The sequence below is a fragment of the Chitinophagales bacterium genome (assembly GCA_020636495.1).
In the GTDB taxonomy this organism is placed as follows: domain Bacteria; phylum Bacteroidota; class Bacteroidia; order Chitinophagales; family Chitinophagaceae; genus UBA5543.
Genome location: JACJXQ010000008.1, coordinates 2,780,876 through 2,803,810 on the forward strand (window position 1 = coordinate 2,780,876; position 22,935 = coordinate 2,803,810).

The following is a 22,935-nucleotide window of genomic DNA, read 5'->3' on the forward strand; positions in this document are numbered from 1 at the left end:
CGTTACTTAACCGATGAATATATCTTATCTATTATCTCAACTGTTTTCAAACCTTCGAAAGCACTCGTAGATATTGAAGCGTTATTGCTTAAAACATCTATCAAGTTCATGTACACATGGTCATGATTGGACATAGAACCCTGGTAAGCACCATAGCTGTTAGCCTTATTACCTTCTGGCAGGTTCTCTATTTTATAATCCTCAATATTCTGGTACTCCATTTCGTTCAGGTACTGGCCGCCGATCTTCACTGTTCCTTTCTCACCAAATATGGTCAGTGAACCTTCCATGTTCTTTCCGTAACTGTTCACGGTATAATTAACGGTGCCAATGGCACCATTATAAAATTCAAGTATCACAGCACCCGTATCTTCAAACTCAATGATGCCCTTATGGTCATAATTGCCCATAAAAGCCTTTGCTGTTTTCACATCACCTATCAACCAATACAGCAGATCAATAAAGTGAGAGAACTGTGTATAAAGTGTTCCACCATCCAGGTCTTTAGTACCCTTCCATGAATTTTCGTAATACGGGGGGTTACGATTCCAGAAGCAACTTAACTGTACACTGTATATTTTACCAAGCTTACCTTCATCTATAGCTTTCTTAACGGCTGCCACAGGAGGATTGAACCGGTTCTGTTTTATCGCGAACAGGCGTTTATTGTACAACTCAGCAGTTTTTATCATCTCACCGCAATCATGCACATTGGTTGCCAATGGCTTTTCACAAAGCACATGAAAACCTGCTTTCAGAGATGCGATACTATGTTGAGCATGCAGACCGTTGGGTGTACATATAGAAACTACATCCACGTCCTTTTCATTCGCCAGCAATTCTCCAAGATCATAATATGCTTTAGCATTGTATTGTTGTGCCAATGCATCAGCCTTCTCTTTATCAACATCGCAAACCGCAACCAGGTGCGCATAATTATTGATGTGTTCAGCATGCCTGTTTGCTATCCTTCCACAGCCTATCAGTGCAAAACGGAGTCCACTCTTTTCCATTGTATCGTGATTGTATAATTTATTTTTAGATTATTGTCTTAGCCATTAATAGCTACCCCCGTAGGGAAACTTATCAATACACCCATTCCTTTTTTCTGAAAAACGAACATACTACCTGCAGCTACTGCAGACGCACCTGCAACAACAGCGTCTTTAAGGTCTTGTACAGAGCCCGCACCACCACAAGCGATTAATGGGACGGTTATTTTTGCAGATATCTTTTCTATCAGTTGCAGGTCGTAGCCTGACCATGTGCCATCCCTGTCAATGCTGTTTATCATGATCTCCCCCACTCCGTACTCCTGTAGTTTCTGTGCCCATTCTAACGGGTCATACCCCATACTCTTGGTACCCGACATGGCATATACTTTGCTTTTGCCAAAGAGGTTCTTTTTATAATCGAGACTACCTACTACTGATTGCGCACCATATACACTACCCACTTGTTCAATAAGGCCGGGGTTAGTGTACAGAACAGAGTTGAGTACTATCTTTTCAAAACCACTGTCAAATACTCTTTTAGCATCGTCCAGGGTCTTTATACCTCCACCATAAGCCATTGGCATAAACGCCTCGCCAGATATTTCCTCTATCCACTTATAATCGACCCCACGGCCATCTGCCGACGCATTATAATCCAACAGCACTAATTCATCTGCTTCCTTCTCATTAAATATCTTCACGGCATTGATAGGATCACCCACATACTTAGGGTTCTTGAAATTAATGGTCTTGTACAGACCACCATTTTTCAACAACAATACCGGGATAGTTCTTATTCTCCTCATGCAGCGAATATCAACTTATTTTACTGAAATTCTCTAATACTTTCATACCAAACTTATGACTCTTCTCCGGGTGGAACTGAGCCCCATATACATTCCCTTTGTTGAAGGCGCAAGCAAATTCGTATCCGTATACCGATGTTGCTATCACCTCGCTGGGCTCTTCGAAAGCAAAATGGTATGAGTGCACAAAATAATATCTTGGTTCATCTGGTATCCCCTCCAGCAAAGGACAGGAGCGGGTCACTTTTATGTCAGTCCAACCCATGTGGGGTACAGGCAGGTTATTCAGTTTAGCCGCGTCAAACTTTACCGTTTTAGCATCTACCCAACCCAGGCCATCTACATCACCTTCGTCACTATGTTTGGTCATTAATTGAGCCCCCAGGCAAATACCCAAAATAGGTTTCTTCTGCTCAATGACCAACTCGTTTAATAATCCTACAAGGCCGCTTTCCTCAAGATTGGACATACCTCTTTTAAAGTGTCCTACACCAGGCAGTAATAACCTTGACGCATTTCTTATCTCATTCTCATCGTTGGTAATAACACAATCTATCCCTAAACGCCTGAACATATTCTGAATAGACGTGAGATTACCTAAACCATAATTTATTATCGCTACCATTACTTGACGGGGAATAATAACCTGTATAAACTCTTGATGGGTTTCAACAATGGGTACCTTTTATCAATCGGCATTTCATAATCGTAAGCCCTGTGATCAACACGAGGCTTTTTCATGATATCTTTAAACTCTTCATCACTAAGGCCAAGCTTCTTCAGCACAAAAGCATAGTCTTCTTTCAGAAGCTGCTCATCATATATCGGCTTTTCAAGTTCTGCAAGTGCTTCTTCTTTTGTTATTTGTCCAGAAAATATCAAGTCACTCAAGTGTGCCTTGCGCTTATCTACCTTAAACTTAGTAGGTAATATATAACCCTGGTAAAAACGGGTCCATACACTCTCATAATGTTTACCTCCGTAATCTTTCCACCCCAGTTCTTCCTGTATGATCTTTTTGACCTTTGCCTTATTATATTCCATATAATTCAGCACAGATACAGACTGCACACCTTTCACCTTCTGGTAATACCGCTTCACTTTAGAGTCCATAAAAGGGAATGTCTTTAATGGAACTGTACCAAAATGTTTGCTTATCGCTTTGATATTAACATGGTCGGTCTTGGCGTATATCCAGCTTTTCGGCAATGTATTCTCTGTCTGTACATTCGTGCCGCTCAAAATGTACTTGTATCCTTTCTCACCGGCAAACTTGTAGAGTGTCGCAAATATGGCATGGTCAGTTATCGCCTCAATATCAATAACGGAAGCTTTCAGATAGGCTATCTGCAAATCCTTGAACTCTTCCCAGTTGATAACAAAGGTATGCAGGTCTAAGCCCAGGCGACTCACTATGTTCTCAATATTCTTAACCGCAAGTTCGCTGTTCCAGCCATTATCAAAGTGGATAGCCAGTGACCTGAGACCATGCTTTTTAGCTATATAAGCTACATATGTGCTATCCACACCACCACTAAGCCCCATTACACAATCGTATGGTTTGTCCTTCCCGTCTTCTTTTATCTTATCAAATATCTCAGTCAGCCTGCGCTCCCCTTCTTCGCCGGTAAATACCTGCTCAGCATATGCCTTTTGAAAATCATAATAATACTGGCATATGCCTTTCTCATCAAACACAATATCCGGGTCTGCTATGTTATCCATAACAGATATAGTGCACTGCTGATATGTATCTTTATTATCCATTAAGGAATATCTCTTTATCTATTTTTTGCGATCAGAACAACTACAGGCTATTGCTCTGTAAAACTATCCGGAATATCCGGATAGTAGTTCTCAAACTGGAGTTTGATCAATACTTCCAGCAAGATACCAAAACCTGCAAAAATAAGCCCGGACAGGATACACAGAGCGGTACCCGCGGTAATGCCTACACCACGTAACACAAATGGCAGCCCCCACGCTACACCACCTAAAAGTGTTACTAAACCAATGGTACCAAAAAACTTCAACGGCATAAAGTGTATGATGATATATAATATCTCATATACCGTCTGTATAGCTGTTTTATAATTTATGGTTGACGTACCAAGCTCCCTGTCCTTTATCGTTATAGGCACTTCAATGATCTTGAAATTAAACTGATGGAACAACAGGACGATCACATCAGAAAAAGGCATACCGTTAGGGGCAAATTTAACAAGGTATTTCACCACGTCTGTTTTATACATCTTCATGCCACTGTTCAGGTCATTTACCCTTATCTTGATAAACATCTTTGAAAAGCGCACAATGATAGATTTGGCAAAGTTCCTCAGCTGTGTAGACCCCATGTTATTCCTGTTACCTACACACATATCCGCACCTGTTTCCTGCATTTTGCCCAGCATCATGTTCACATCATCCAGGCTATGCTGACCATCGGAGTCTATTGTTACAACAAAGCGGGTATTACACTTCCTGACACCCGTCTTAATAGCAGCACCGTATCCCCTGTTTTTTGAGTGATGAAGCACCTGTATTTGCTCTGACTTGAATTTATTCAGCTCTGAAGCCGAGTTGTCAGAACTGCCATCATTCACCACAATGCAACGAAAATTATTTTCGGCACAATGTTGCTGAATGGCAGGCAACACCTGGGGGATATTCTCCTCCTCATTATAACAAGGTATTACTATGGTTAATATCGGCTCCATTAAATTTTATTTGCGTTGATCTGGCATGAAGGCTCTTTATCTTGCTGATGTATGCATGTAATACAACTCTGCAACACCTGTTGGTTCTAAATGCAAATTACTGTCAACTATTACTGCCTCAAGTTTTTCGGCATCTCCTACGTAATACACCTTGTCGTATTGCTTAAACCTCTTCATATTATTCCAGTACCATTTTGCAGAAGCATCAGCAAACCCGACATCATTTATCGGCAATACGTCATAACCTTCTAATTCTATCAGCGATGAATAAGCATTATTATTCAAAGTGCGGTTCCAACCATTTACCAATACAAGTGTATTCGCCGGATCATGCCCCTTCAATTCTTCTCTTATTGCAAGAAAATCTTTATGTGTGTGTTTATAGGCACCCGTTTTATTGCCGGAAGCAACAGTATATAATGAATACAAACAACTGACAATGACCAGTGGCATAATGATGGCATTGACAAACAGGCCTTCAAAACGAGACCAATTGCCATAGTTGTACAAAACAAATATTAAGGCAAGTATATAAGATGGCGCAAAGTATCTAAGTTCTATAACATACGTCCATACGTATAGCACATCACCGGTCATACTTCTATCCATGGGGTTCTTTAAACTAAGCAGGACCAGAAAACTAACATTCACCAAATATGTAACCAGAATAAAGAGATTGACATTTCTCAACCTCTTGCTTATGTACTCCCTGTAGCATACATGAATGATCAAAAAGCAGAAAGCAAATGTTATCAGCAGCTTTATGGATTTATAGATCAGCGCAAGAGTGCCACTCAAACGATTCGTGATAAAAAAATCGCTTAAAATACCATTATAAACAAATTCGTTGAACTCTTTTATGTTCTCCCAATATATTGACACGCCATCATCAACCCTATGACGTTCAGGCAATGTCGTAGCCGGGGTAACACCGCTCAACCGGTACTGGTAGTACGCATACAATGCTATTAGCCCACCAAAGAGAACAAATAACGTGACAGAACGGAATAAATATGCTTTGTCGCGCTTTAACAGGAACAATGCAAACAAGAATATCGGGAATATAAAAACAATAGGATAGTAACCATACCTGGCAAACGCAGGTATAAATGCTGACAAAACAAACAACAGTACTACCCAATTAGTTTTCATGCCATTATCTATCCATTTCATGAACAGCCCAACAGCAAACATGAAAAACGATATGGATAACAGATCGGTTGAGGACAATTGGCCGAATGGCGCCAATGACACTCCAAAGAATATCAGTATAAATGCAGCAATGCTCTTATTAAGCTGCTCTTTATAGCGATCCAGCAACACGTATAATCCGAGGTAAAACAATATCACAGACAATACGTCTATAGCTATTGCCGCAGATAAATATCCACCTGTAATCTTTTGCATTGCACCAACCAGTATTGAATATCCCGGAGGCCAGGCCGTTATCGGCGTATATACTGTCTCAGTTACATTCTCAATGCTTTGATAGGATGTTGCAAATCCATGCCCCTCATTCATGTTCTTTGCTGCCAGAATATGTCTTACTTTATCCGGCAGCAGGTCCATATAATGCAACGTAAGACTTATCCGCCCTACGCATGAAAGTATCAACAAAACAATGATATACTTGTATGTGCGCATATTTATGCGAATTTATCTGCTTTTATATATCCACGATATTTGTGCTTCACCTCATATGGAATGCACCTGTTCCTATCCAGTTCTCTGATCTTATTTGCCGGAACACCGCCCACAATACAGTGACCCTCCTCAAAAGACTTTGTCACAACCGCACCAGCAGCTACTATAGTCCAGTCGCCCAATGTAACGCCTGGCATTATTTTAGCACCGGCACCTATCCAGCAATATTTCCCGATAACAACTTTACCGAAAATATGCTTGCGGGAATCGTATGGATCATGGTTGGCAGTTACGATTACTACGTTGGGAGCAATTTGAGTATAGTCACCTATTTCAAGCCCTCCTCTACCGGTTATATAGCAACCTCCCATGATACCGGGATATGCGTCTACTCCGACCTTTATATTTTCTACATCAAACACTTTACTTGTCCAGTGTACCGGCCAGTAGGCATGTTTATTTCCGCCCCAGTTCAACACCTTTTGTTTGAACCAGAAATCAAAGGAGACCCTGTTTTGATAATCGTTGGTCTCATATAAGAAACGGAAATAAGGATGTAGCTTAATAATCGGGAGCACAATAAGCATATAAGGCTTACGCAACAAAGATGTTATTTTTGATACTACTCCGCTCAAAACGTTATGATTACAACCCTACCTTTTTAGCAGCGTCAATTTCCTTATACAATTTGGAGAGTTTCATGGCAGTACTGATGTTACCTTTCTTCACGTGTATAAGAATGTTCTTTTTTATCCTGTTGCGGCATTGAGCTATCGCCAATGCCCGCTCTTCCCGGTTCAGAGGGCAATCCTCATGAATCAGGTTCTCGATATAGTTATTATTCGTTATTACCGGCAGTTCGGGTTTTGATTTACGTTTACTGGACTCCTGCGTGCTGTCTCCTCCCCGCCACCAAACCAGGCCATCCTGCATTAGTACCATGGAATGTTTGCGTGCCAGGCGTTGCCACAGATCGCTATCGCCGTAGTGACGGACATGTTTAAAACCTCCTACATCTTCAAATGAGGAACGCTTTATGATAGCGGACAAAGGCGCCTTATGAAAAATATGAGGTTGGTTGACACATGGGTTGGTATTAAAAAAGTGCCTTGCGTAAATATCGTGAGGAGACAGGAGAATCGGGAATTGCCTGTCGTCATCCTGAACAATAGACATCAGTCCCCATGAGGATTCGGGGAATTGAGCCATATTTTTCAGCATGATCTCTAAACCATAGGGATATAGCTTATCATCAGCATCGAGGTATTTCAGGTATTCACCTTTCGCATATGATGCAGCCCTATTCCTGTTAGGATAGTCCCCCAGGTTCTCTTCATTCCTGTAGACAGATATCCGTTTATCTTTTTCAGCATAAGAAGAAGCAATTTTATAAGTATCATCTTTAGAAACATCATCTACGATGATCAGTTCAAAATTCTGATAAGTAGAATTCAGAACACTTTCTATCGCTTCAGCTATAAACTTCCCCCTGTTGTAGGCAGTCATCAATATGCTTATCAAAGGAGTATCGGCAGTCTCCATTATTTATAATAGTCTTTATACCAGTCTACAAATTTTTTCAATCCGGTGCGTATATCCACTACAGGCGAGAAACCTACAGTCTCCGTCAGGTGTGAGATGTCAGCATATGTTTCATACATATCTCCGGGTTGCATGGGTTTATTCTCGATGATCGCCTTCTTGTCTATCAGTTCTTCAAGTATCCCTACAAACTCCATCAGCTTCACAGGCTTATGGTTACCTATATTGCACAACCTGTAAGGAGCAAAACTTTGCGAGATATCCAAGTCAGCCCCGATTCTTTCGGGTGATGACACAGGTGGCTTATCTATGAGGGCATCTATAGTTTTCACTATATCGTCTACATAAGTAAAATCCCGGCTCAGATTGCCGTTATTGAATAAATGTATTGGCTCGCCTTTTGAGATACGCTCAGTAAACAGATAGTACGCCATATCCGGTCTGCCCCAGGGGCCATATACCGTAAAGAAACGCAAACCAGTGCATGGTATATTGTACAAAGCAGCATAGCTATGAGCCATTGCTTCATTTGCCTTTTTAGTAGCTGCGTATAAAGAGATAGGATGATCTGTATGATCGTCTACGCTGAAAGGTATTTTCTGATTAGAACCGTAAACAGAGCTAGAAGATGCAAATATCAGGTGCTCAATCTTATGGTTCCTGCAGGCTTCCAATACATTCATAAATCCTACCACATTGCTATCTATATACTGGTATGGGTTTTTCAGGCTATATCTTACACCTGCCTGTGCTGCCAGGTTGATGACCACATCTATCTTATGATCTTCAAACACCTTATCAAAAGCAGGTTTATCACTAATATCAACCTGGTAAAATGTAAAATTATCATACGGAGCAAGCTGCGCTATCCTGTCACGTTTCAACTGAACGTTATAATATTCATTCAAAGAGTCAATACCGATAACGGTATAACCCTTTTGTGCCAGCAATTCTGATGTATGATAACCAATAAACCCGGCTGCGCCTGTAACTAGTATCGTTTTCAAATTGAGTATTTTTTATTTGCCCAAACTGCAAGAACAAAAAACTGGTGTATCAGTTCCGGTTTGTCAGCAAGTAATTCTGAAGTTTCTTTATACGGTAATATATTATACAGGGCACTCTGTTTATCGTGCACAAAATCCCCGTACATTTTCTGAAGTTTCGTTGATTCGCTCCAATGTGTACGACTCACTCCGAAGCCTTGTTTATCTCTCTTCAATATCTTTTCCGGCATGTATTTACCCATGGCCTCCCTGAGTAATATCTTATCTGCTTTATCATCAATCTTCAAGTTACCAGGCATAGAAATGCAAAATTCAGCCAGGTTCACATCCAGGAAAGGTGCTCTCAGTTCAAGGCTGTTAGCCATAGCGGCACGATCTGTTTTCACTAATATATCGCCAGGCATGTAGTTTGCAATATCTACTTTCATTGCGTCATTAATAGTATTATCCTGTTGCCAGAAACAATCCAGAGACTCTATACCCGGCAGGCCTAACCTTGTAGTAATACTCCTGTCAACGACACGATATGCGGCAGACTCTGCTACTGTGGGGTACAGCTTACTTCTTTGTATGCCGCTATACCTGTTTCGCCAGTCGCGCCCGGTAGATAGTTTTGCTTTTTCTTTTATTTTTTCTGAAACAGCCATGGCAAATGCAAAGCCCGACTTGATACTGCCGGCGCCTCTCAATGCTATTTCTTCCAGCATGGGTTTATACCACCAAGTATATCCTCCCAGCAACTCATCTCCTCCATCTCCGGTAAGCGCTACTTTCCCAAACCTTCTTGCAGACTTGCATATCAGGTAAGTTGCAATAGCCGATGAATCAGAAAAAGGCTCATCGTATATATCAGGAAGCTTCAGGAAAAGATCTTCAAAATTCGCTCCTTCTTCAAACAGCTCATGATGATCTGTCTTATACATATCAGCTGCCATCTTTGCATATGGCAACTCACTTACTTCGTTCTTATAGCCAAATGCCAGTGTTTTCAATTGCGGGTTTACCTTATGCGCCACACTGACAACTGACGTAGAATCCAAACCACCGCTCAGAAATGCACATACATCTACATCCGCAACCATTTGCTTCTTAACTGCATCAGTGAACAATGCTTCAAACTTTTCCGCAGCATCAGACAGGCTGATATTTTCGGTAGTAGTTGTCGGATAATTCCAATAACGCTCAACATGCAGCGACCCATTACTGAAGGTCAGGTAGTGAGCAGGAGGTAATGAATGTACATTCTTATATATCGTCTTTACAGGACCGATATAACCATAACTCAGGTAGCGGCTGACAGCAGCAGCATCTATCTCTGGTTTTATCAACCCGCTGGCGATGATAGCCTTTATTTCTGAAGCGAAAACCAATTCATTATTTGCAGTTATTGCATAATAAAACGGCTTTTCGCCGAACCTGTCGCGTGCGGCAAAAAACGATTGCTTTTCATTGTCCCACAAACCGAATGCGAACATACCCGGCAGCCTGTCCAGCATATCCGTACCATATTGCTGATACAATGCAAGTATTACCTCTGTATCAGAAGTAGTGGCAAAGTCGTATTGCAACTGCTCGCGTATAGACTTATAACCGTAGATCTCTCCGTTGAATACAATACCCGTCCGGGATTCTTTCCCCAGCATGGGCTGGTCACCGGAAACAAGGTCAACAATACTCAAACGATTATGTCCGAGCGTACAGTTATCGAAGTTATAAATACCATTGCTGTCAGGCCCACGGTGATACATACTCTTAACCATACGTTCCTGAGCATCTCTGTATCTTGATGTATCCCTTGCTACTATTCCTGATATACCACACATATGGTTCTGACTATCTTTTCTTTATATCCTTTCTACTGACATTATAGTATCATCAGTTTTCACTGATGATATAATTGAGCATTGTTTGTTCAGGATGAAAATCATAACGCTCCTGTATCATCCTTAATGATGCCTGACCCCACTCTTCCCATTTATCTTTTTGCTGCCAGGCAGACTCTAATGCATCTGCAAACGATTGGTAACTGAATGGCTCGCAAAGCACACCATTTACCCCTGTTTCCAAATAATCAGGTATTGCCCCCATTCGTGTACCAACAGCCGGTCTGCCACAGCACATGGCTTCAAAAAGTGTTATTGGCCCTGAATCTTGTCTTGAAGGAATCAGTAGCATGTGATTCTCCTCCCATATGCGCTCCATGCTTTTTTCATAACCACGAAAACGCACTTTATCCTCAAGCCCGTAATAGGCGATCAGCTTTTTCAGGTATCCTTCATCTTGTCCTTTGCCATATATATTCAGCACAAAAGACCTGTCTTTCCACTCTTTGCCCGACAATGCTTTTAATGCCACATCCTGTCCTTTATGTCTTATCGTCAATACACCTATTATAGCAAAATTCACGATAGCATACTGGGTACTCTTCAATACCTGTGGTTCAGCAATATTTACAGGGTGTGATACTACCTGTGCATTGGCCAATTCATCAGCCAATTGATGGCGTAACATCTGCACCTGCATATTGCTGGTAAAAAATACCCGTTCGGCCTTGCGATAAGATATCTTCAAGTTCTCATTCAGCCTTTCATTCGTATCAGGAACGATTGAAAGGCTGTGGCAGAATATGAAATAAGGTATGTTCGTTTGTTTTACAAATACGAGCATATCCTGTTCATCCCTCGCGATCTCGTCTCCACCACCCAGGTTGAAAAATATCCTGTCTGCTTTATAATCTATCAGGTAGTCATGGTAAGTTTTTAATTGCTTACCTGCCGACAACCTGTTTTTCACTTTCTTTTTAAGTCTTTCTGGCAATGCAGGATAATACCTCCGCCTGAAATAGAACTCGGCCCCCAAATGCTTCAATTCCTGTATAGGTTCAGGTAGTTCTTCAAAGTCGAACATTGACACAAGCACACTATGTCCTTGCTGCAATGCAAGCCTGGCTGTCTTCACCCACAGTACTTCACTCCCTCCCCATGCATCTGAATTGATAGTCAAAAATGCCAAACGCATCTACGCCAAACGAGATTTAAATGAACGATAGAACACAGACCAGAAACTCCTGTTCAGTATGTAAGTTGGTTTATAATATATAGCCTTCAGGTTTGAGTTGAGTGCTTCATTAAAACTATTCTGAACGCTAAATTGATATGCTATCCTTGTATAATACAGCCACGCGAGTGCATTATATTCGCTTGATGTAAAATTCGGTGTAAAGTTTCGTTCCTTCCTTCTGCGGTAGGCTTTCATCTTTGCAAGCAATGCAAAGTTTGCAGCTTTCAATCCATTACCTCCTTGAGAAATGCCCATCGCATGCCTGCGGTATAAGTAAAGTGGCTTATCTACAAAACCTTTCTCCCCAAGTTCTTCCAGCTTGAGTAAAAGATCATGGTCTACAGCTCTTTGTTGTTCAGGGTCAAAGCCAGATGTCTTTTCATACATCGACCTTTTGAACGTAATAAAGTTGCTGACTTTTATCTCTTTAATAAAGGGAACACCTTCCGGTTGTTCATCACTTATGTCACAAATACCTGTTTTCTGCATCTTATCATCACAATCATAAGCCCGCGAAGTAATAACAGAAGCTCCCGGCTGATCTTGATGTGCATTAGCCATCACCTCCAGTGTATCAGGTTCCAATGCATCATCAGCGCCCAGCATACCAATTATGCCACCTGAAGAGATATCCATCGCCGATCTGAAAGTAGCGCCGGCACCTTTATTTTTTTCATGCAACACCCATTTAATTCTCGGGTCTTCTGCAACTATCTTTTTGATGTACTCAACACTGTCGTCCGTCGAGGCATCATCAGCTATCAGCAGTTCCCAATTATCATAGGTCTGTTTCTTGAGACTATCAACAAGGTAAGGCAAATACCTACCGTTATTATAATTAGCTACTATTACTGAAAAAAGTTCACTCATCGTCACAACTCAATTATGAGCTTTTCATTTTCTTATAACGCTCCCACAAAGGCCTCAATGGCATAAGTATCGGGTAATAATAAAACAACGACCCTTCCTTTTTAAATTCGTCATGCCTCCTTGGAGGGGTACGCATTATTTCGTCAAACTCTTCTGATGTGTAACCCAGTTTCTTCAACACAAACTCCCTGTCCACTTTTAGCTGCTGCTCATCATACAACGGTTTCTTCATCTCCTCCAGCGCTTCTTCACGGGTTATTTGCCCTGAGCATATCAGGTTTGAAAGGTGTACTTTTCGTTTATCTACTTTGAATTTTACTGGCAATATATACGCCTGGTAAAACCGGGTAAAGATTGACTCGTAGTGTTTGCCGCCGTAATCCTTCCAATCCAGTTCTTTCTGTAATTGATTCTTGACCTCCTGCTTATTGTAGTCTATCCAGTTCAGGAACTCAACCGTCTCTACCCAATTATTTATCTTCTTCTTCAGCTTCCTGTTCATCATCGGGTATGACTTCAATGGTATCTCCCCATAATGCTCATGTATATCCAGGATGTTGATATAATCAGCCTTACGGTAGGTCCAGTTATCCACCATTATACCTTCTGTAACAATATTGAATCCGCTCAACACGTACTTAATATTCCTGTCAACCGCAGTTTGGTAGAGGGCCGCAAATATTGCGTGGTCTGTCAGCGCTTCAATATCTATTACTCCTGCCTTCAGGTAAGCACGCTGCAGGTCCCTGAATTCCGGCCAGTTAATCACGTAGGTTTCCAGTTCAAAACCCAGCTTATTAACTATATTTTCAATATTCTTTACCGCCAGCTCGCTGTTCCAGCCATTATCAAAGTGCAGGCACAAAGGTTTCAGGTCATATTTCTTTGCCAGTAAAGCAAGATAGCTACTGTCCACACCGCCACTCAGCCCGAGAATGCAATTATATTCACCTTCAGGTTTACTGCTTTTTATTTTCTGAACTATGTCATTTATCTTCTTTTCAGCAGCTGTTCCAGTCAGTACACATTCTTTGTATTTCCTGTCATACTCATGGCAATAATTACAAACCCCTTCGCTATCCAATTTAATGTTCGGATCGTCAGTACTGTCGAGTATACATTTTTTACATGCTACAACCATGGGTAATTACAATTTATGAACTAAATACTCCCCTAGTTCATTCGCGAGTTTCTCTGCATCGCACATCTCCCTATAACGAGCATATGCAGTAGTCCTCTTTTTATTTTTTATTTGTCCTTCGTGTAAATAGAATCTATTAATAGACGCTGCAAGTATCTCAGGAGTCACTTCATTGGGCAACAGTTCTCCAACTTCATCATCAACGATCTCCTTTGTCCCACCGGCATCGGTAGCTATTACAGGAATACCTACCGAGAATGCTTCCATAATAGAAAACGGCACCCCTTCACTTTTAGACACGTTGATGAACAAGTCTATCGTGTTTTCTTTATAATAGCTCAATACCTGGCTACTATTTACTTGTCCCAGGAAAATGAATTTATCTTGCAACCCAAGACTATTAACCAGTTCCTTCAGCTCTTCTTTAAGCAAACCATCACCCAGGTGAGACCATTGAACAGGGATGTCTAGCATCTTCAGTGCCTGTATCATAATGTGCACCCGTTTCACATCACTCAGCAAAGAACAACTAACTATCCTCAACACTCCGTCATCAGAAGCTTTACTCATCCTTCCGTCCGAAACTGTGCCACACCTGAACACACTGACCTTATCCTTATAAGCAGGATAATATTTATCAAGCTCTATTTTTCCTGTGAGTGAACTTGGCGCTACAACCTTGAGCGCCTTCATCATATTTGTACGGTATGGGATGTAAAAATCATTCACATCTTCAAACAGGTCGAACCTATGCATCCGTACAAAGGTTTTCAATTTATTTCCGTTTCCCAGAAAAGGGATCACTTCGCAAGTACCCAGCCCCCAATAAAAATAAAATACATCATCTTCTCTTGCGTCATCAAACACAGACCGTAGTATCTTATTGTCAGTAAGCCTCAGCATTTCTAATGAAGACCGCAACCACTTCTTATACTTATTATGGTCTTTATATACCTTCTTTTTCAGGTATTCGGCTGCAAATGTAAAAAAGTGTTTTGAGCGTATCAGCTTAAAAATATCCTGCCGGCTTCTTACCGGAAAGAAGTTATTCTCTGTCTCGAACAATGGTCCTAGTACTTTCACTCCTTTTGGCAGGTCTTTAGTAGCTTCCGTAGTAATACCATAACAATAAGGCACAACTGTTATTTCGTCAAAATAATTCACCAGCACCCTGAGTTCATTGGTTTTCCATTGTTCCTGGTAACCAAAAGGATATGATGTAGTGAAATAAAATAATCTCATAAAAGGCGATCAGCTATCTTCTAAATTCCGAAAGAACGAGTTGAACAGCGCGTTGTATATCTATACTGGCCACATTAAAAACATATGCCTTTTTACCTCGCTTATACAGTGTAGCATACATATCACACAGCCGCTCTCTCAATATATCCTTGACCTTACTATCAAAATCATCTTTCAGGAAACTTTTAAAAAGGTCTATCTTCACCTGGTATTGTTTTTCTATACTTTTTCCCGACCACATACCCGTGTTGTGCAACCTGTATACCGCCATCACTTCAGGAATATATTTGATTTTGCCTTTTTTAGCCAAACACATATACAAATAATAGTCCAAAATAGAAATTTGAATATACGATGCCACTCCATCAATCATTGACTTTCTCCACAAAACTGAAACTGTATTGATAACATTATCATTTGCGATATCGTAAATGTCATAAACATCCTTAGAATAATTAATCGGATTTACATCCAACTTTTCATCACTTAGAACTTTCACATCGTGAAAACAAAGACTAAATTCGGGGTTTAAATCCAAAAAATCTACTTGTTTTTGTAGCTTATAATCATCAATCCAGTAATCATCGCCCTCGCACATAGCAATATATTCTGCTCCACTATCAAAACAAGCTTTGTAAACCAACTGTGCGTTATTCCTAGAACCTATATTCTGACTATGTAGTATTAGTTCGATTATTTGTGGATATTCGTTTTTATATGACAGACATATTTCTCTCGTCTTGTCTGTAGAATAATCTTCTCCTATAAAAACCTTATACTGAAAGTCCGTTTTCTGTGCTACAATTGATTCTAATGCTTTTGCAATATAGTTCTCATGATTGTATGTAACCACGAATACCGCAACTTTTGGTTTGTAATTTTCGTTGGTAACCACCTAATAGCTATTTAAAGACATTCTGAACATCCTCAACAGTTGGAAAATTTGCGGTTATTAATTCCTCGCTCGGTTTGTACAAATATGGATGGGCATATTTCCTTTCAATAAAAGTAGGTTCTTCCAAGTCATTATATCTAAAATGACAACTCCACCGAGGAGTATCGCTTGTATTTTCACCACTTGCATGAACTAAAAAACTGGAAAAAAACAACGCGTCACCTTGTTCAACTTCTACAGAAATCATCGAGGCCTTATCACTCTCACTTAGAGCAACCATACCAAAGCCATTTTCAATGTGATCAGTATACAATCCCCTCAAATGACTCCCAGGTAGCACCTGCAACGCACCAAGGCTAACATCCACACTAATTAATGGCAACCAGACAACAATAGAGTTTAATGAGCCCTGCATACTTCGCCAATCCTGATGTGCGTCAACCGTATGAAATACCTTTTGTTTTGCCAATCTTGGATGATTAAAATACAAGACAGGACGTGTACTAATTACCGGAGTTTTAATTCCTAAATCTTTAAGCTTTAACAAAATACGTTCATCCAACGATAGACGGTGTAAGCTAATTAGATGCTGAACTTGTTTGCCACAATTTGACAAACAAGTCAAATCCTCTTCAAACAACCTATATAGGCAATTATTAAACTCTTCGTCTGAAATATCTTCTAACAAAGTTTGATTATTCTTTAAATATCGTTTGTAGTGAAATTGACGAAAAAATATTCCTTTTGCCTGATTCAAAACGTTAGCAATCTCATCCTTTAAAAAAAAGGACTTTACTAGGGTATACCCGTTTTTGTTAAACGAATCCATAAAACAAAACATTTTATATATCAACGATTTTTGAAGAACTAATTACAGCATATCCGATTCCTGAACGTCCAAAACCATTGCCGTTGTAAAACATAATTAAATCATTTCCATTCTGTATCACACATGGGTAAGAGATCATTTCTGAATCCCAACTATTTTCTGAAATAGTTATACCTACTTCCTTATCCTTACGTATCCAATCATTCCCATCATTTGATATTGCATACCCAATTTTATAAGACTGATCTTTGAACTTTCTATAATCAAAAATACCCCTAACTCCATACCACATATGATATCTGTTTCCAATTTTCAAAACTGACGCACTAGCAAGACCTCCTTCATTTTCTGCCAAATCAATTGCAACTTTGCCAGTTTGCAGCCAGTCAATTGCATTAAGGGATTCCGCATACTTTATATTGTATAAGGGCTCTATCGCATCATCTTTTTTTATCCATTTTACACATGACAAGTACCACATCTTAAATACACCTGAATCCTGCATAACGTAGGCTGTTCCTGAAAAATATGGTTCACGATGGTTAATTGTTATTATTGGCCCCTCTGAATATTTCTGGAATGTCTTACCTCCATCTTCACTAATTGCAAGACCAATAGCATTTTGGTACGGTACAGTTCCTCTAGTTGTCCATCCTATATAATAAAGGAACTTTCTATTATTGATATTTATTATTGAAGTAGGCATAACTCCACAATCGTCAAAAGCACCAAATTTCCCAAAATCTAGCAAGGTAGTATTGTGTATATACAGCACCTTTTCCGGATTCATCTTATCCACTTCAAAATAGGAAATATTACTTTGACCTGCTGCGTTCCGGGTAGCATAGTAAATCCTCAATGAATCTGTCAATACATCAACAACCGGTACCTGTGCATGACTTTTGTTCCAGTCAAATTCTCCATTTACATTAAATATTAATCCTTTCTTTTCCCACATCACTACATATCTTTTGTTGACCTGTCCGATTTTACTGCAGGGTTACCCTTATACATAGACCAGGCCTCTGTATCCTTTGTTATGCTGGCTGCCATAGCCACAAATGTGCCTTCTGCAATGGTCACTCCATCTCTTATCGTAGCATTAACTCCGAGCACTGAATAACTGCAAACTTTACAATGACCTGACAACACCACGTGAGAAGTAAACATCACATGATCTTCGATTTTCCCGTGATGACCTATATGGTTGCCGCTCCAGAGAACAACATTATTACCAACAGAAGTAAATGGTTGAATAACGTTATTCTCAAGAATAAAGCAATTATCTCCTATCGGGTTGTCAAATAATGTTGCTTTGGTACTGATATAACTTATCAGGTTATATCCTTTTTCTTTAATGCTATTGTAAACACTCTCCCTGAGCCTGTTCATTCGTTGCGGAGACATAGGTGCAAAAAAACTGAATTCAACAGGTGGGTACGAAGATTCTACAGTCTCGAAAGGAACAACCGGCAAACCGTGAAATGTTGGTTGCTCAGGCATATACTGTTCATTTACACTAAAAGCCACAACTTCATGCTCTGAGTCATTAACAAGATAGTAGTGTGCTAACTCTGCAAAATCCTGCACTCCGAATATTACTACTTTAGCCATGTACGTTATTTTTTATACAAGTAAACGGTGTATTCATACAAACCGTAATCATTTCTGATAACAAAATTCCTGGTAATGTTTTTGCACAAATACGCTGTAAGTTTATCTAGCGAAAGATGAAACAGGTCATCCCTTTCCCAATCAACATTTTTCGACATCACATTAAAAGCCAGCCCTTTATTGTATTTGGGGGTTAGCGCATCGATCATAGAGGTAAAATAAGACCACATTTCTTCAAAGCTCAGGTTGCGTTTTTCGGTAAAAACACCGTTCATAACGATATAGTCATGCGCTGGCAGTTCAAATCCGGGATCAAGTATATCACCACAATAAAATGAGACATCCGGATGTTTATCCTTTGCCAGGTCAACAAATTTTGACGACAGATCAAGGCCTGAGTATTTACACTTCACATTCCCTGCCTTCACCATATAATCAAGCAAATGCGCCGTACCGCAACCAAAGTCCAGCAATGAAACATTTGCGGAACTGTCTTTATTAAAATAGATCAGATCTAACATCACCTGGTACCTTGTATCGACATCCTCAAGTTTAGGCCAATCCATACCGCGATGATTATCACCATGTTTTTCAAAACAACTTTCGTAATGCTCAACTATTTCTTTGTACTTCATGTCAGTTCATATTTGCCTAACAGACCAACTATATCTGCCTTCGAGTTAAACATTAAAACATCAATTATTGATAACCAGGGAACAAATGGCTGCTTAAACTGTGAATACTCACTTTTTTTTGATGTCAGAAACTGAAGGTTTACTCCCTTTTCTTTAAAATATTCTTTCGTGTAAATAGCTTTACCACCTTCAGGATTTATATATACACCTTTCTGTTCAATCTGACAGATATCAATTAACCTGTCTCCTTTTTTCAGATCAATATTATTGTAGCTTTCAGAGCTTGTTTTGAACTCGGCACTTATATCCAAGTAATCACAAATATCCAGAATACTGCGAATGGCCAACTCTGATATAGTTGAGCATCCGGAGTTAAAGATATTTTCGATCAATGGATAAACCTGTTTGAATTCAGGAGCTTTTGAATATGCTGCATGAATGGTCATTAGCAGCTTCTTAACAACTTTATTATCGGCACTTAGTTCAATATCCTTAATAAGCCTGTTCTGGCTGGCATTCTGGCATGGAATCGTTATCGTATGATCTTTATTATTCAGCAGTATCCGGTTCCTGTTGATCCAGCCTTTGTTGATGAAATTAACATCATCATAAAAAACGAACATCTCCACAGCGCTTATCAACTGAAAATACCCTATATACGGGAATACATAAGGCTGCATTATAGCTATACTGTTCTCTACCTTCAAACTTTAGTTATTTTGTGCTCTCATTAATAACCTAATAATAAATAACTGCTCTTCTTCCGCAAGATCATGATATAACGGCAAGCATATTATCCTGTTACTCAGAGACTCTGCTACCGGCATATCTACCCTATCTACATAAGGAAGCTTATTGAGCACAGGATGAAAATAACGTCGTGGAAAAACCCATTCGGCATTCAATGCTTTTATATACTTCAGTGTATGTTCTTCAGTTTCAAAAACCACAGGAAAGTATGAGTGATTATAGTGTGTATCCTTAGTTATGGTTTGTGTTGAATGCCTGAGCTTAGCCAGGTTCTCTTTATAGAAGTCTGTCTGTCGTTTTCTTGACGCTAATATTCCATCAATATATTTCAGGTTAACTAACCCCATTGCTGCATGAAACTCCGAGTTTTTACCATTTATACCCAAATCTGCAAAATGTTCAGGACCGCTGTGTCCGAAATTCCTGAGGTAGGTCATTTTCTTAAGCAATGCAGCATCTTTTGTAAATACGGCACCACCCTCAACAGTATGAAATAATTTTGTAGCATGGAAACTCGTGGTACTGATATCCCCATATTCAAATACACTTTTGCCTTTATACTTTACCCCAAATGCATGAGCGGCATCGTATATCACTTTTAGGTTGTGTTTATCAGCAATAGCCTGTATCGCTTCAATATCACATGGATTGCCAAATACATGAGTCGCCAGTATGGCTGATGTAGCTGGTGTTATTGCTTCTTCTATTTTGTGCGGGTCTATGTTATACGTTTCAGCATCGACATCTACAAAGACCGGCTTCAAACCCTCCCATACGATGCTTGAAGTTGTTGCTACATAAGAAAATGGTGTAGTAATGATCTCTCCGGTCAGCTCAAGTGCCTTTATGGCAATTTGTATCGCAATTGTTCCGTTGTTCAGGAACAGCATATGATCCAAACGACAGTATTCCTTAACCTTCAGCTCAAATTCATTGACCAAAGGACCGTTATTGGTCAGCCAACTACGTTTCCATATACCCTGCAATAACGAGTTATACTCCTCTATAGGTGGCAAAAATGGTTTGGTTACGTTTATCATGATCTGCTATTTGTCCATTTTAATCTGGGCTTAACTACCCCCTCTTTAGCTCCCATCCATCCCAACTTATCGCTACCGGTGTCAACTATCTCAAATTGCAAAATATTCTCCATACCGTACAATACAGAACCCCTATTCTGTACTACCAATACCCACTCTACCAGGTAGTTACCATGATGCATCAGGCCTTTGGGTATATGTGCGCACACTTCAACAACTCCTTTCCTATACTCTAGGGATTGATCATCTTCTGCTGTACCGCTCACAAACACTAAATGTCCCAGCTCATCTTTCAGGTGAAAGGTAACATCCAGGATAGCATCATTGTCATCTTCAATATAGATCTTAAAAAAAAGTTCTATCATATCATTGATCAATATCGGATCGGCATCCGTACCGCCTGCAGGCCTTACTATTGCCTCCAGTATTTTCACATGTTCATTCCCCGGTGCTTCTTCCATACTCCATGTTCTCTTCCTGAGGCTTTGGCTGTACACCTCCAGGTATTTCCCAACACCAGCCGATACGCCACCTTCAAATGACACTTTACCGTCATTCATAACAACCACCCTGTTGCACAAGGTTTGCACAGCAGACATATTATGGCTTACAAACAACACAGTACGACCATCATTCACACTTACATCCTTCATGCGGCCAAGGCATTTCTTCTGAAATTCAGCATCGCCTACTGCCAACACCTCATCCACGATAAGTATCTCAGGCTCCAGGAAAGCGGCTACAGCAAAAGCCAGCCTTACATACATACCTGAGCTGTACCTCTTTACAGGAGTATCTATATACCTTGCTACGCCCGAAAAATCAACGATCTCATCAAACTTCGCTTTTATTTCTGTTTTGGTCATACCCAGGATAGCGCCGTTCAGGAATATATTTTCCCTGCCTGTCAGCTCAGGATGGAAACCTGTACCAACCTCAAGCAAACTTGCAATACGACCTTTGGCTTTTATTATTCCTGTTGTTGGAGCTGTAATACGGGACAGTAGCTTCAACAATGTAGATTTACCGGCTCCATTCTTCCCGATTATACCTAACACTTCTCCTTGGCGCACGTCAAACGACACATCCCTGAGTGCCCATACATAATTACTGTCTCCCCTGGCATCCCTACGGTTTGCCTCTCCAAGTTTCAAATACGGATCTTCTTTACCTGTCACCTTGTGCCACCACCTGTTCAGATCGTGAGATATAGTACCTGTACCTACCTCACCCAGGCGGTACATCTTTGAAACATTTGCTACACTAATTGCAATATCAGACATGCTTTAATATTAAACTGTGTCCATGAACGTTTTCTCGACCCTGTTAAAGATCAGTATGCCGATACTCAAAAACACAAATGTTATTATTACGCTATAAATAAAATACCCTTCATAAAACTGCCCGGTACCCAAAAAACCAAACCTAAATGTCTCAAGGATAGATGTGAAAGGGTGATAACCAATAATATTCCTGGCACTACTGCTTACCGTAGATAATGGATATGCTACAGTAGTTGTGAATTGTAACAACTGGATTCCAAATGTCAACAGGTATCGCAGGTCGCGATACTTTGAAGTGAGCGAAGAAATAATGATGCCGAATCCAAGCCCCTGCATACCCATTAGTATTATAAGTACCGGGAACAATAGTGCCGCCCATGTCAAGTGAATATTCGCGTCAGTAAAAAAGTAATAGTAGGCCCACACACAAAAGAACAAGGATAGTTGAATTCCCAACCTTATCATACTTGACATAACTATCGATACAGGAATTACAATACGGGGAAAGTACACTTTACCAAATATGCTGGCGTTGGTTATAAATGTATCAGATGTTTTCATCAATACCTCTGAAAAATACATCCAGCAGGTAATGCCTGCCATCTGGAACAGTATTGGTGGTGCGCCATTGGTAGACACATGGGCAATTCGATTGAATAACAGAACATATACTGCCGTAGTTAGTATAGGCTGTATGGCAAACCACAACGGCCCTAATACAGTCTGTTTGTAAAAGGAAATAAAGTCACGCTTAACCAGCAGAAATACCAGGTCACGATAACGCCATATTTCCTGTAGATTGATGTCAAAAAAGCCACTTTTCGGTTTTATGACCAGGTTCCAATCATTATCCTGTTTGATCATT

Annotated in this window: 23 protein-coding genes; all 23 read right to left on the reverse strand. The window is 40.2% G+C overall.

Annotated elements, in window-relative coordinates; genetic code table 11:
* Nucleotides 1-2: 2 nt before the first annotated feature.
* Genes H6550_12395 through H6550_12505 form a run of 23 tightly spaced genes read right to left on the reverse strand, consistent with a single transcriptional unit; the run spans nt 3 to nt 22,934 of the window.
* On the reverse strand, nt 3-1,013 hold the full coding sequence (locus H6550_12395; GenBank protein MCB9046923.1) for a Gfo/Idh/MocA family oxidoreductase: 1,011 nt from the start codon (nt 1,011-1,013) through the stop codon (nt 3-5).
* Nucleotides 1,014-1,051: 38 nt separating this feature from the next.
* A complete protein-coding gene (gene hisF, locus H6550_12400) occupies nt 1,052-1,801 on the reverse strand; it encodes an imidazole glycerol phosphate synthase subunit HisF (GenBank protein ID MCB9046924.1) in 750 nt (249 codons plus the stop codon).
* A 10-nt stretch (nt 1,802-1,811) separates the two neighbouring features.
* Nucleotides 1,812-2,426 carry an imidazole glycerol phosphate synthase subunit HisH gene (gene hisH / locus H6550_12405; protein MCB9046925.1) on the reverse strand — a complete coding sequence of 205 codons (615 nt, stop codon included), beginning with the start codon at nt 2,424-2,426 and terminating at the stop codon, nt 1,812-1,814.
* Nucleotides 2,426-3,568 carry an N-acetyl sugar amidotransferase gene (locus H6550_12410; protein MCB9046926.1) on the reverse strand — a complete coding sequence of 381 codons (1,143 nt, stop codon included), beginning with the start codon at nt 3,566-3,568 and terminating at the stop codon, nt 2,426-2,428. Before H6550_12410 ends, hisH begins: the two co-directional genes overlap by 1 nt.
* Nucleotides 3,569-3,615: 47 nt before the next feature.
* Complete coding sequence (locus H6550_12415; GenBank protein MCB9046927.1) at nt 3,616-4,518, reverse strand: glycosyltransferase family 2 protein; 903 nt, start codon at nt 4,516-4,518, stop codon at nt 3,616-3,618.
* 36 nt (nt 4,519-4,554) lie between these two features.
* Nucleotides 4,555-6,162, reverse strand: coding sequence for a hypothetical protein (locus H6550_12420; GenBank protein MCB9046928.1), 1,608 nt, complete (start codon nt 6,160-6,162; stop codon nt 4,555-4,557).
* A 2-nt stretch (nt 6,163-6,164) separates the two neighbouring features.
* A complete protein-coding gene (locus H6550_12425; GenBank protein ID MCB9046929.1) occupies nt 6,165-6,797 on the reverse strand; it encodes an acyltransferase in 633 nt (210 codons plus the stop codon).
* A 10-nt stretch (nt 6,798-6,807) separates the two neighbouring features.
* Nucleotides 6,808-7,704 (reverse strand): glycosyltransferase family 2 protein, encoded by an 897-nt coding sequence (locus H6550_12430; GenBank protein MCB9046930.1) that lies wholly within the window; start codon nt 7,702-7,704, stop codon nt 6,808-6,810.
* The gene (locus tag H6550_12435; GenBank protein MCB9046931.1) at nt 7,704-8,720 is read right to left on the reverse strand and encodes an NAD-dependent epimerase; all 1,017 of its coding nucleotides are present in this window, start codon (nt 8,718-8,720) and stop codon (nt 7,704-7,706) included. Before H6550_12435 ends, H6550_12430 begins: the two co-directional genes overlap by 1 nt.
* Nucleotides 8,708-10,534 carry an asparagine synthase (glutamine-hydrolyzing) gene (gene asnB, locus H6550_12440; protein MCB9046932.1) on the reverse strand — a complete coding sequence of 609 codons (1,827 nt, stop codon included), beginning with the start codon at nt 10,532-10,534 and terminating at the stop codon, nt 8,708-8,710. The genes H6550_12435 and asnB overlap by 13 nt, the downstream gene beginning before the upstream one ends.
* A gap of 52 nt (nt 10,535-10,586) precedes the next feature.
* Entirely contained in the window at nt 10,587-11,729 is a 1,143-nt protein-coding gene (locus tag H6550_12445) for a glycosyltransferase family 4 protein (GenBank protein MCB9046933.1), read from the reverse strand.
* Entirely contained in the window at nt 11,730-12,641 is a 912-nt protein-coding gene (locus tag H6550_12450; protein ID MCB9046934.1) for a glycosyltransferase, read from the reverse strand. It abuts the gene before it with no gap.
* A gap of 13 nt (nt 12,642-12,654) precedes the next feature.
* On the reverse strand, nt 12,655-13,782 hold the full coding sequence (locus tag H6550_12455; protein MCB9046935.1) for an N-acetyl sugar amidotransferase: 1,128 nt from the start codon (nt 13,780-13,782) through the stop codon (nt 12,655-12,657).
* Nucleotides 13,783-13,788: 6 nt separating this feature from the next.
* Nucleotides 13,789-15,024, reverse strand: coding sequence for a glycosyltransferase (locus H6550_12460; protein ID MCB9046936.1), 1,236 nt, complete (start codon nt 15,022-15,024; stop codon nt 13,789-13,791).
* Nucleotides 15,025-15,037: 13 nt separating this feature from the next.
* Nucleotides 15,038-15,919, reverse strand: a complete 882-nt coding sequence (locus tag H6550_12465; GenBank protein ID MCB9046937.1) for a glycosyltransferase — start codon at nt 15,917-15,919, stop codon at nt 15,038-15,040.
* Between the two features lie 7 nt (nt 15,920-15,926).
* Nucleotides 15,927-16,760, reverse strand: a complete 834-nt coding sequence (locus H6550_12470; GenBank protein MCB9046938.1) for a phytanoyl-CoA dioxygenase family protein — start codon at nt 16,758-16,760, stop codon at nt 15,927-15,929.
* Nucleotide 16,761: 1 nt separating this feature from the next.
* Nucleotides 16,762-17,709, reverse strand: coding sequence for a hypothetical protein (locus tag H6550_12475; GenBank protein MCB9046939.1), 948 nt, complete (start codon nt 17,707-17,709; stop codon nt 16,762-16,764).
* A complete protein-coding gene (locus H6550_12480; protein MCB9046940.1) occupies nt 17,709-18,362 on the reverse strand; it encodes an acetyltransferase in 654 nt (217 codons plus the stop codon). The genes H6550_12475 and H6550_12480 overlap by 1 nt, the downstream gene beginning before the upstream one ends.
* Before the next feature lie 5 nt (nt 18,363-18,367).
* Nucleotides 18,368-18,997: a class I SAM-dependent methyltransferase gene (locus tag H6550_12485; GenBank protein MCB9046941.1), complete on the reverse strand. Its 630-nt coding sequence runs from the start codon at nt 18,995-18,997 to the stop codon at nt 18,368-18,370.
* Complete coding sequence (locus H6550_12490; GenBank protein MCB9046942.1) at nt 18,994-19,677, reverse strand: WbqC family protein; 684 nt, start codon at nt 19,675-19,677, stop codon at nt 18,994-18,996. The genes H6550_12485 and H6550_12490 overlap by 4 nt, the downstream gene beginning before the upstream one ends.
* A 30-nt stretch (nt 19,678-19,707) precedes the next feature.
* Nucleotides 19,708-20,787: a DegT/DnrJ/EryC1/StrS family aminotransferase gene (locus tag H6550_12495; protein MCB9046943.1), complete on the reverse strand. Its 1,080-nt coding sequence runs from the start codon at nt 20,785-20,787 to the stop codon at nt 19,708-19,710.
* Nucleotides 20,784-22,070, reverse strand: coding sequence for an ABC transporter ATP-binding protein (locus tag H6550_12500; GenBank protein MCB9046944.1), 1,287 nt, complete (start codon nt 22,068-22,070; stop codon nt 20,784-20,786). Before H6550_12500 ends, H6550_12495 begins: the two co-directional genes overlap by 4 nt.
* Before the next feature lie 9 nt (nt 22,071-22,079).
* Entirely contained in the window at nt 22,080-22,934 is an 855-nt protein-coding gene (locus H6550_12505) for an ABC transporter permease (GenBank protein ID MCB9046945.1), read from the reverse strand.
* Nucleotide 22,935 lies beyond the last annotated feature (1 nt).

What these genes read in the sequence shown, in the direction of transcription:
- H6550_12395 (MCB9046923.1), bottom strand. Translation starts at nt 1,013, where the DNA reads ATGGAAAAGAGTGGACTCCGTTTTGCACTGATAGGCTGTGGAAGGATA.
- hisF (MCB9046924.1), bottom strand. Translation starts at nt 1,801, where the DNA reads ATGAGGAGAATAAGAACTATCCCGGTATTGTTGTTGAAAAATGGTGGT.
- hisH (MCB9046925.1), bottom strand. Translation starts at nt 2,426, where the DNA reads ATGGTAGCGATAATAAATTATGGTTTAGGTAATCTCACGTCTATTCAG.
- H6550_12410 (MCB9046926.1), bottom strand. Translation starts at nt 3,568, where the DNA reads ATGGATAATAAAGATACATATCAGCAGTGCACTATATCTGTTATGGAT.
- H6550_12415 (MCB9046927.1), bottom strand. Translation starts at nt 4,518, where the DNA reads ATGGAGCCGATATTAACCATAGTAATACCTTGTTATAATGAGGAGGAG.
- H6550_12420 (MCB9046928.1), bottom strand. Translation starts at nt 6,162, where the DNA reads ATGCGCACATACAAGTATATCATTGTTTTGTTGATACTTTCATGCGTA.
- H6550_12430 (MCB9046930.1), bottom strand. Translation starts at nt 7,704, where the DNA reads ATGGAGACTGCCGATACTCCTTTGATAAGCATATTGATGACTGCCTAC.
- asnB (MCB9046932.1), bottom strand. Translation starts at nt 10,534, where the DNA reads ATGTGTGGTATATCAGGAATAGTAGCAAGGGATACATCAAGATACAGA.
- H6550_12445 (MCB9046933.1), bottom strand. Translation starts at nt 11,729, where the DNA reads ATGCGTTTGGCATTTTTGACTATCAATTCAGATGCATGGGGAGGGAGT.
- H6550_12450 (MCB9046934.1), bottom strand. Translation starts at nt 12,641, where the DNA reads ATGAGTGAACTTTTTTCAGTAATAGTAGCTAATTATAATAACGGTAGG.
- H6550_12455 (MCB9046935.1), bottom strand. Translation starts at nt 13,782, where the DNA reads ATGGTTGTAGCATGTAAAAAATGTATACTCGACAGTACTGACGATCCG.
- H6550_12460 (MCB9046936.1), bottom strand. Translation starts at nt 15,024, where the DNA reads ATGAGATTATTTTATTTCACTACATCATATCCTTTTGGTTACCAGGAA.
- H6550_12470 (MCB9046938.1), bottom strand. Translation starts at nt 16,760, where the DNA reads ATGTTTTGTTTTATGGATTCGTTTAACAAAAACGGGTATACCCTAGTA.
- H6550_12480 (MCB9046940.1), bottom strand. Translation starts at nt 18,362, where the DNA reads ATGGCTAAAGTAGTAATATTCGGAGTGCAGGATTTTGCAGAGTTAGCA.
- H6550_12485 (MCB9046941.1), bottom strand. Translation starts at nt 18,997, where the DNA reads ATGAAGTACAAAGAAATAGTTGAGCATTACGAAAGTTGTTTTGAAAAA.
- H6550_12490 (MCB9046942.1), bottom strand. Translation starts at nt 19,677, where the DNA reads ATGCAGCCTTATGTATTCCCGTATATAGGGTATTTTCAGTTGATAAGC.
- H6550_12495 (MCB9046943.1), bottom strand. Translation starts at nt 20,787, where the DNA reads ATGATAAACGTAACCAAACCATTTTTGCCACCTATAGAGGAGTATAAC.
- H6550_12500 (MCB9046944.1), bottom strand. Translation starts at nt 22,070, where the DNA reads ATGTCTGATATTGCAATTAGTGTAGCAAATGTTTCAAAGATGTACCGC.
- H6550_12505 (MCB9046945.1), bottom strand. Translation starts at nt 22,934, where the DNA reads ATGATCAAACAGGATAATGATTGGAACCTGGTCATAAAACCGAAAAGT.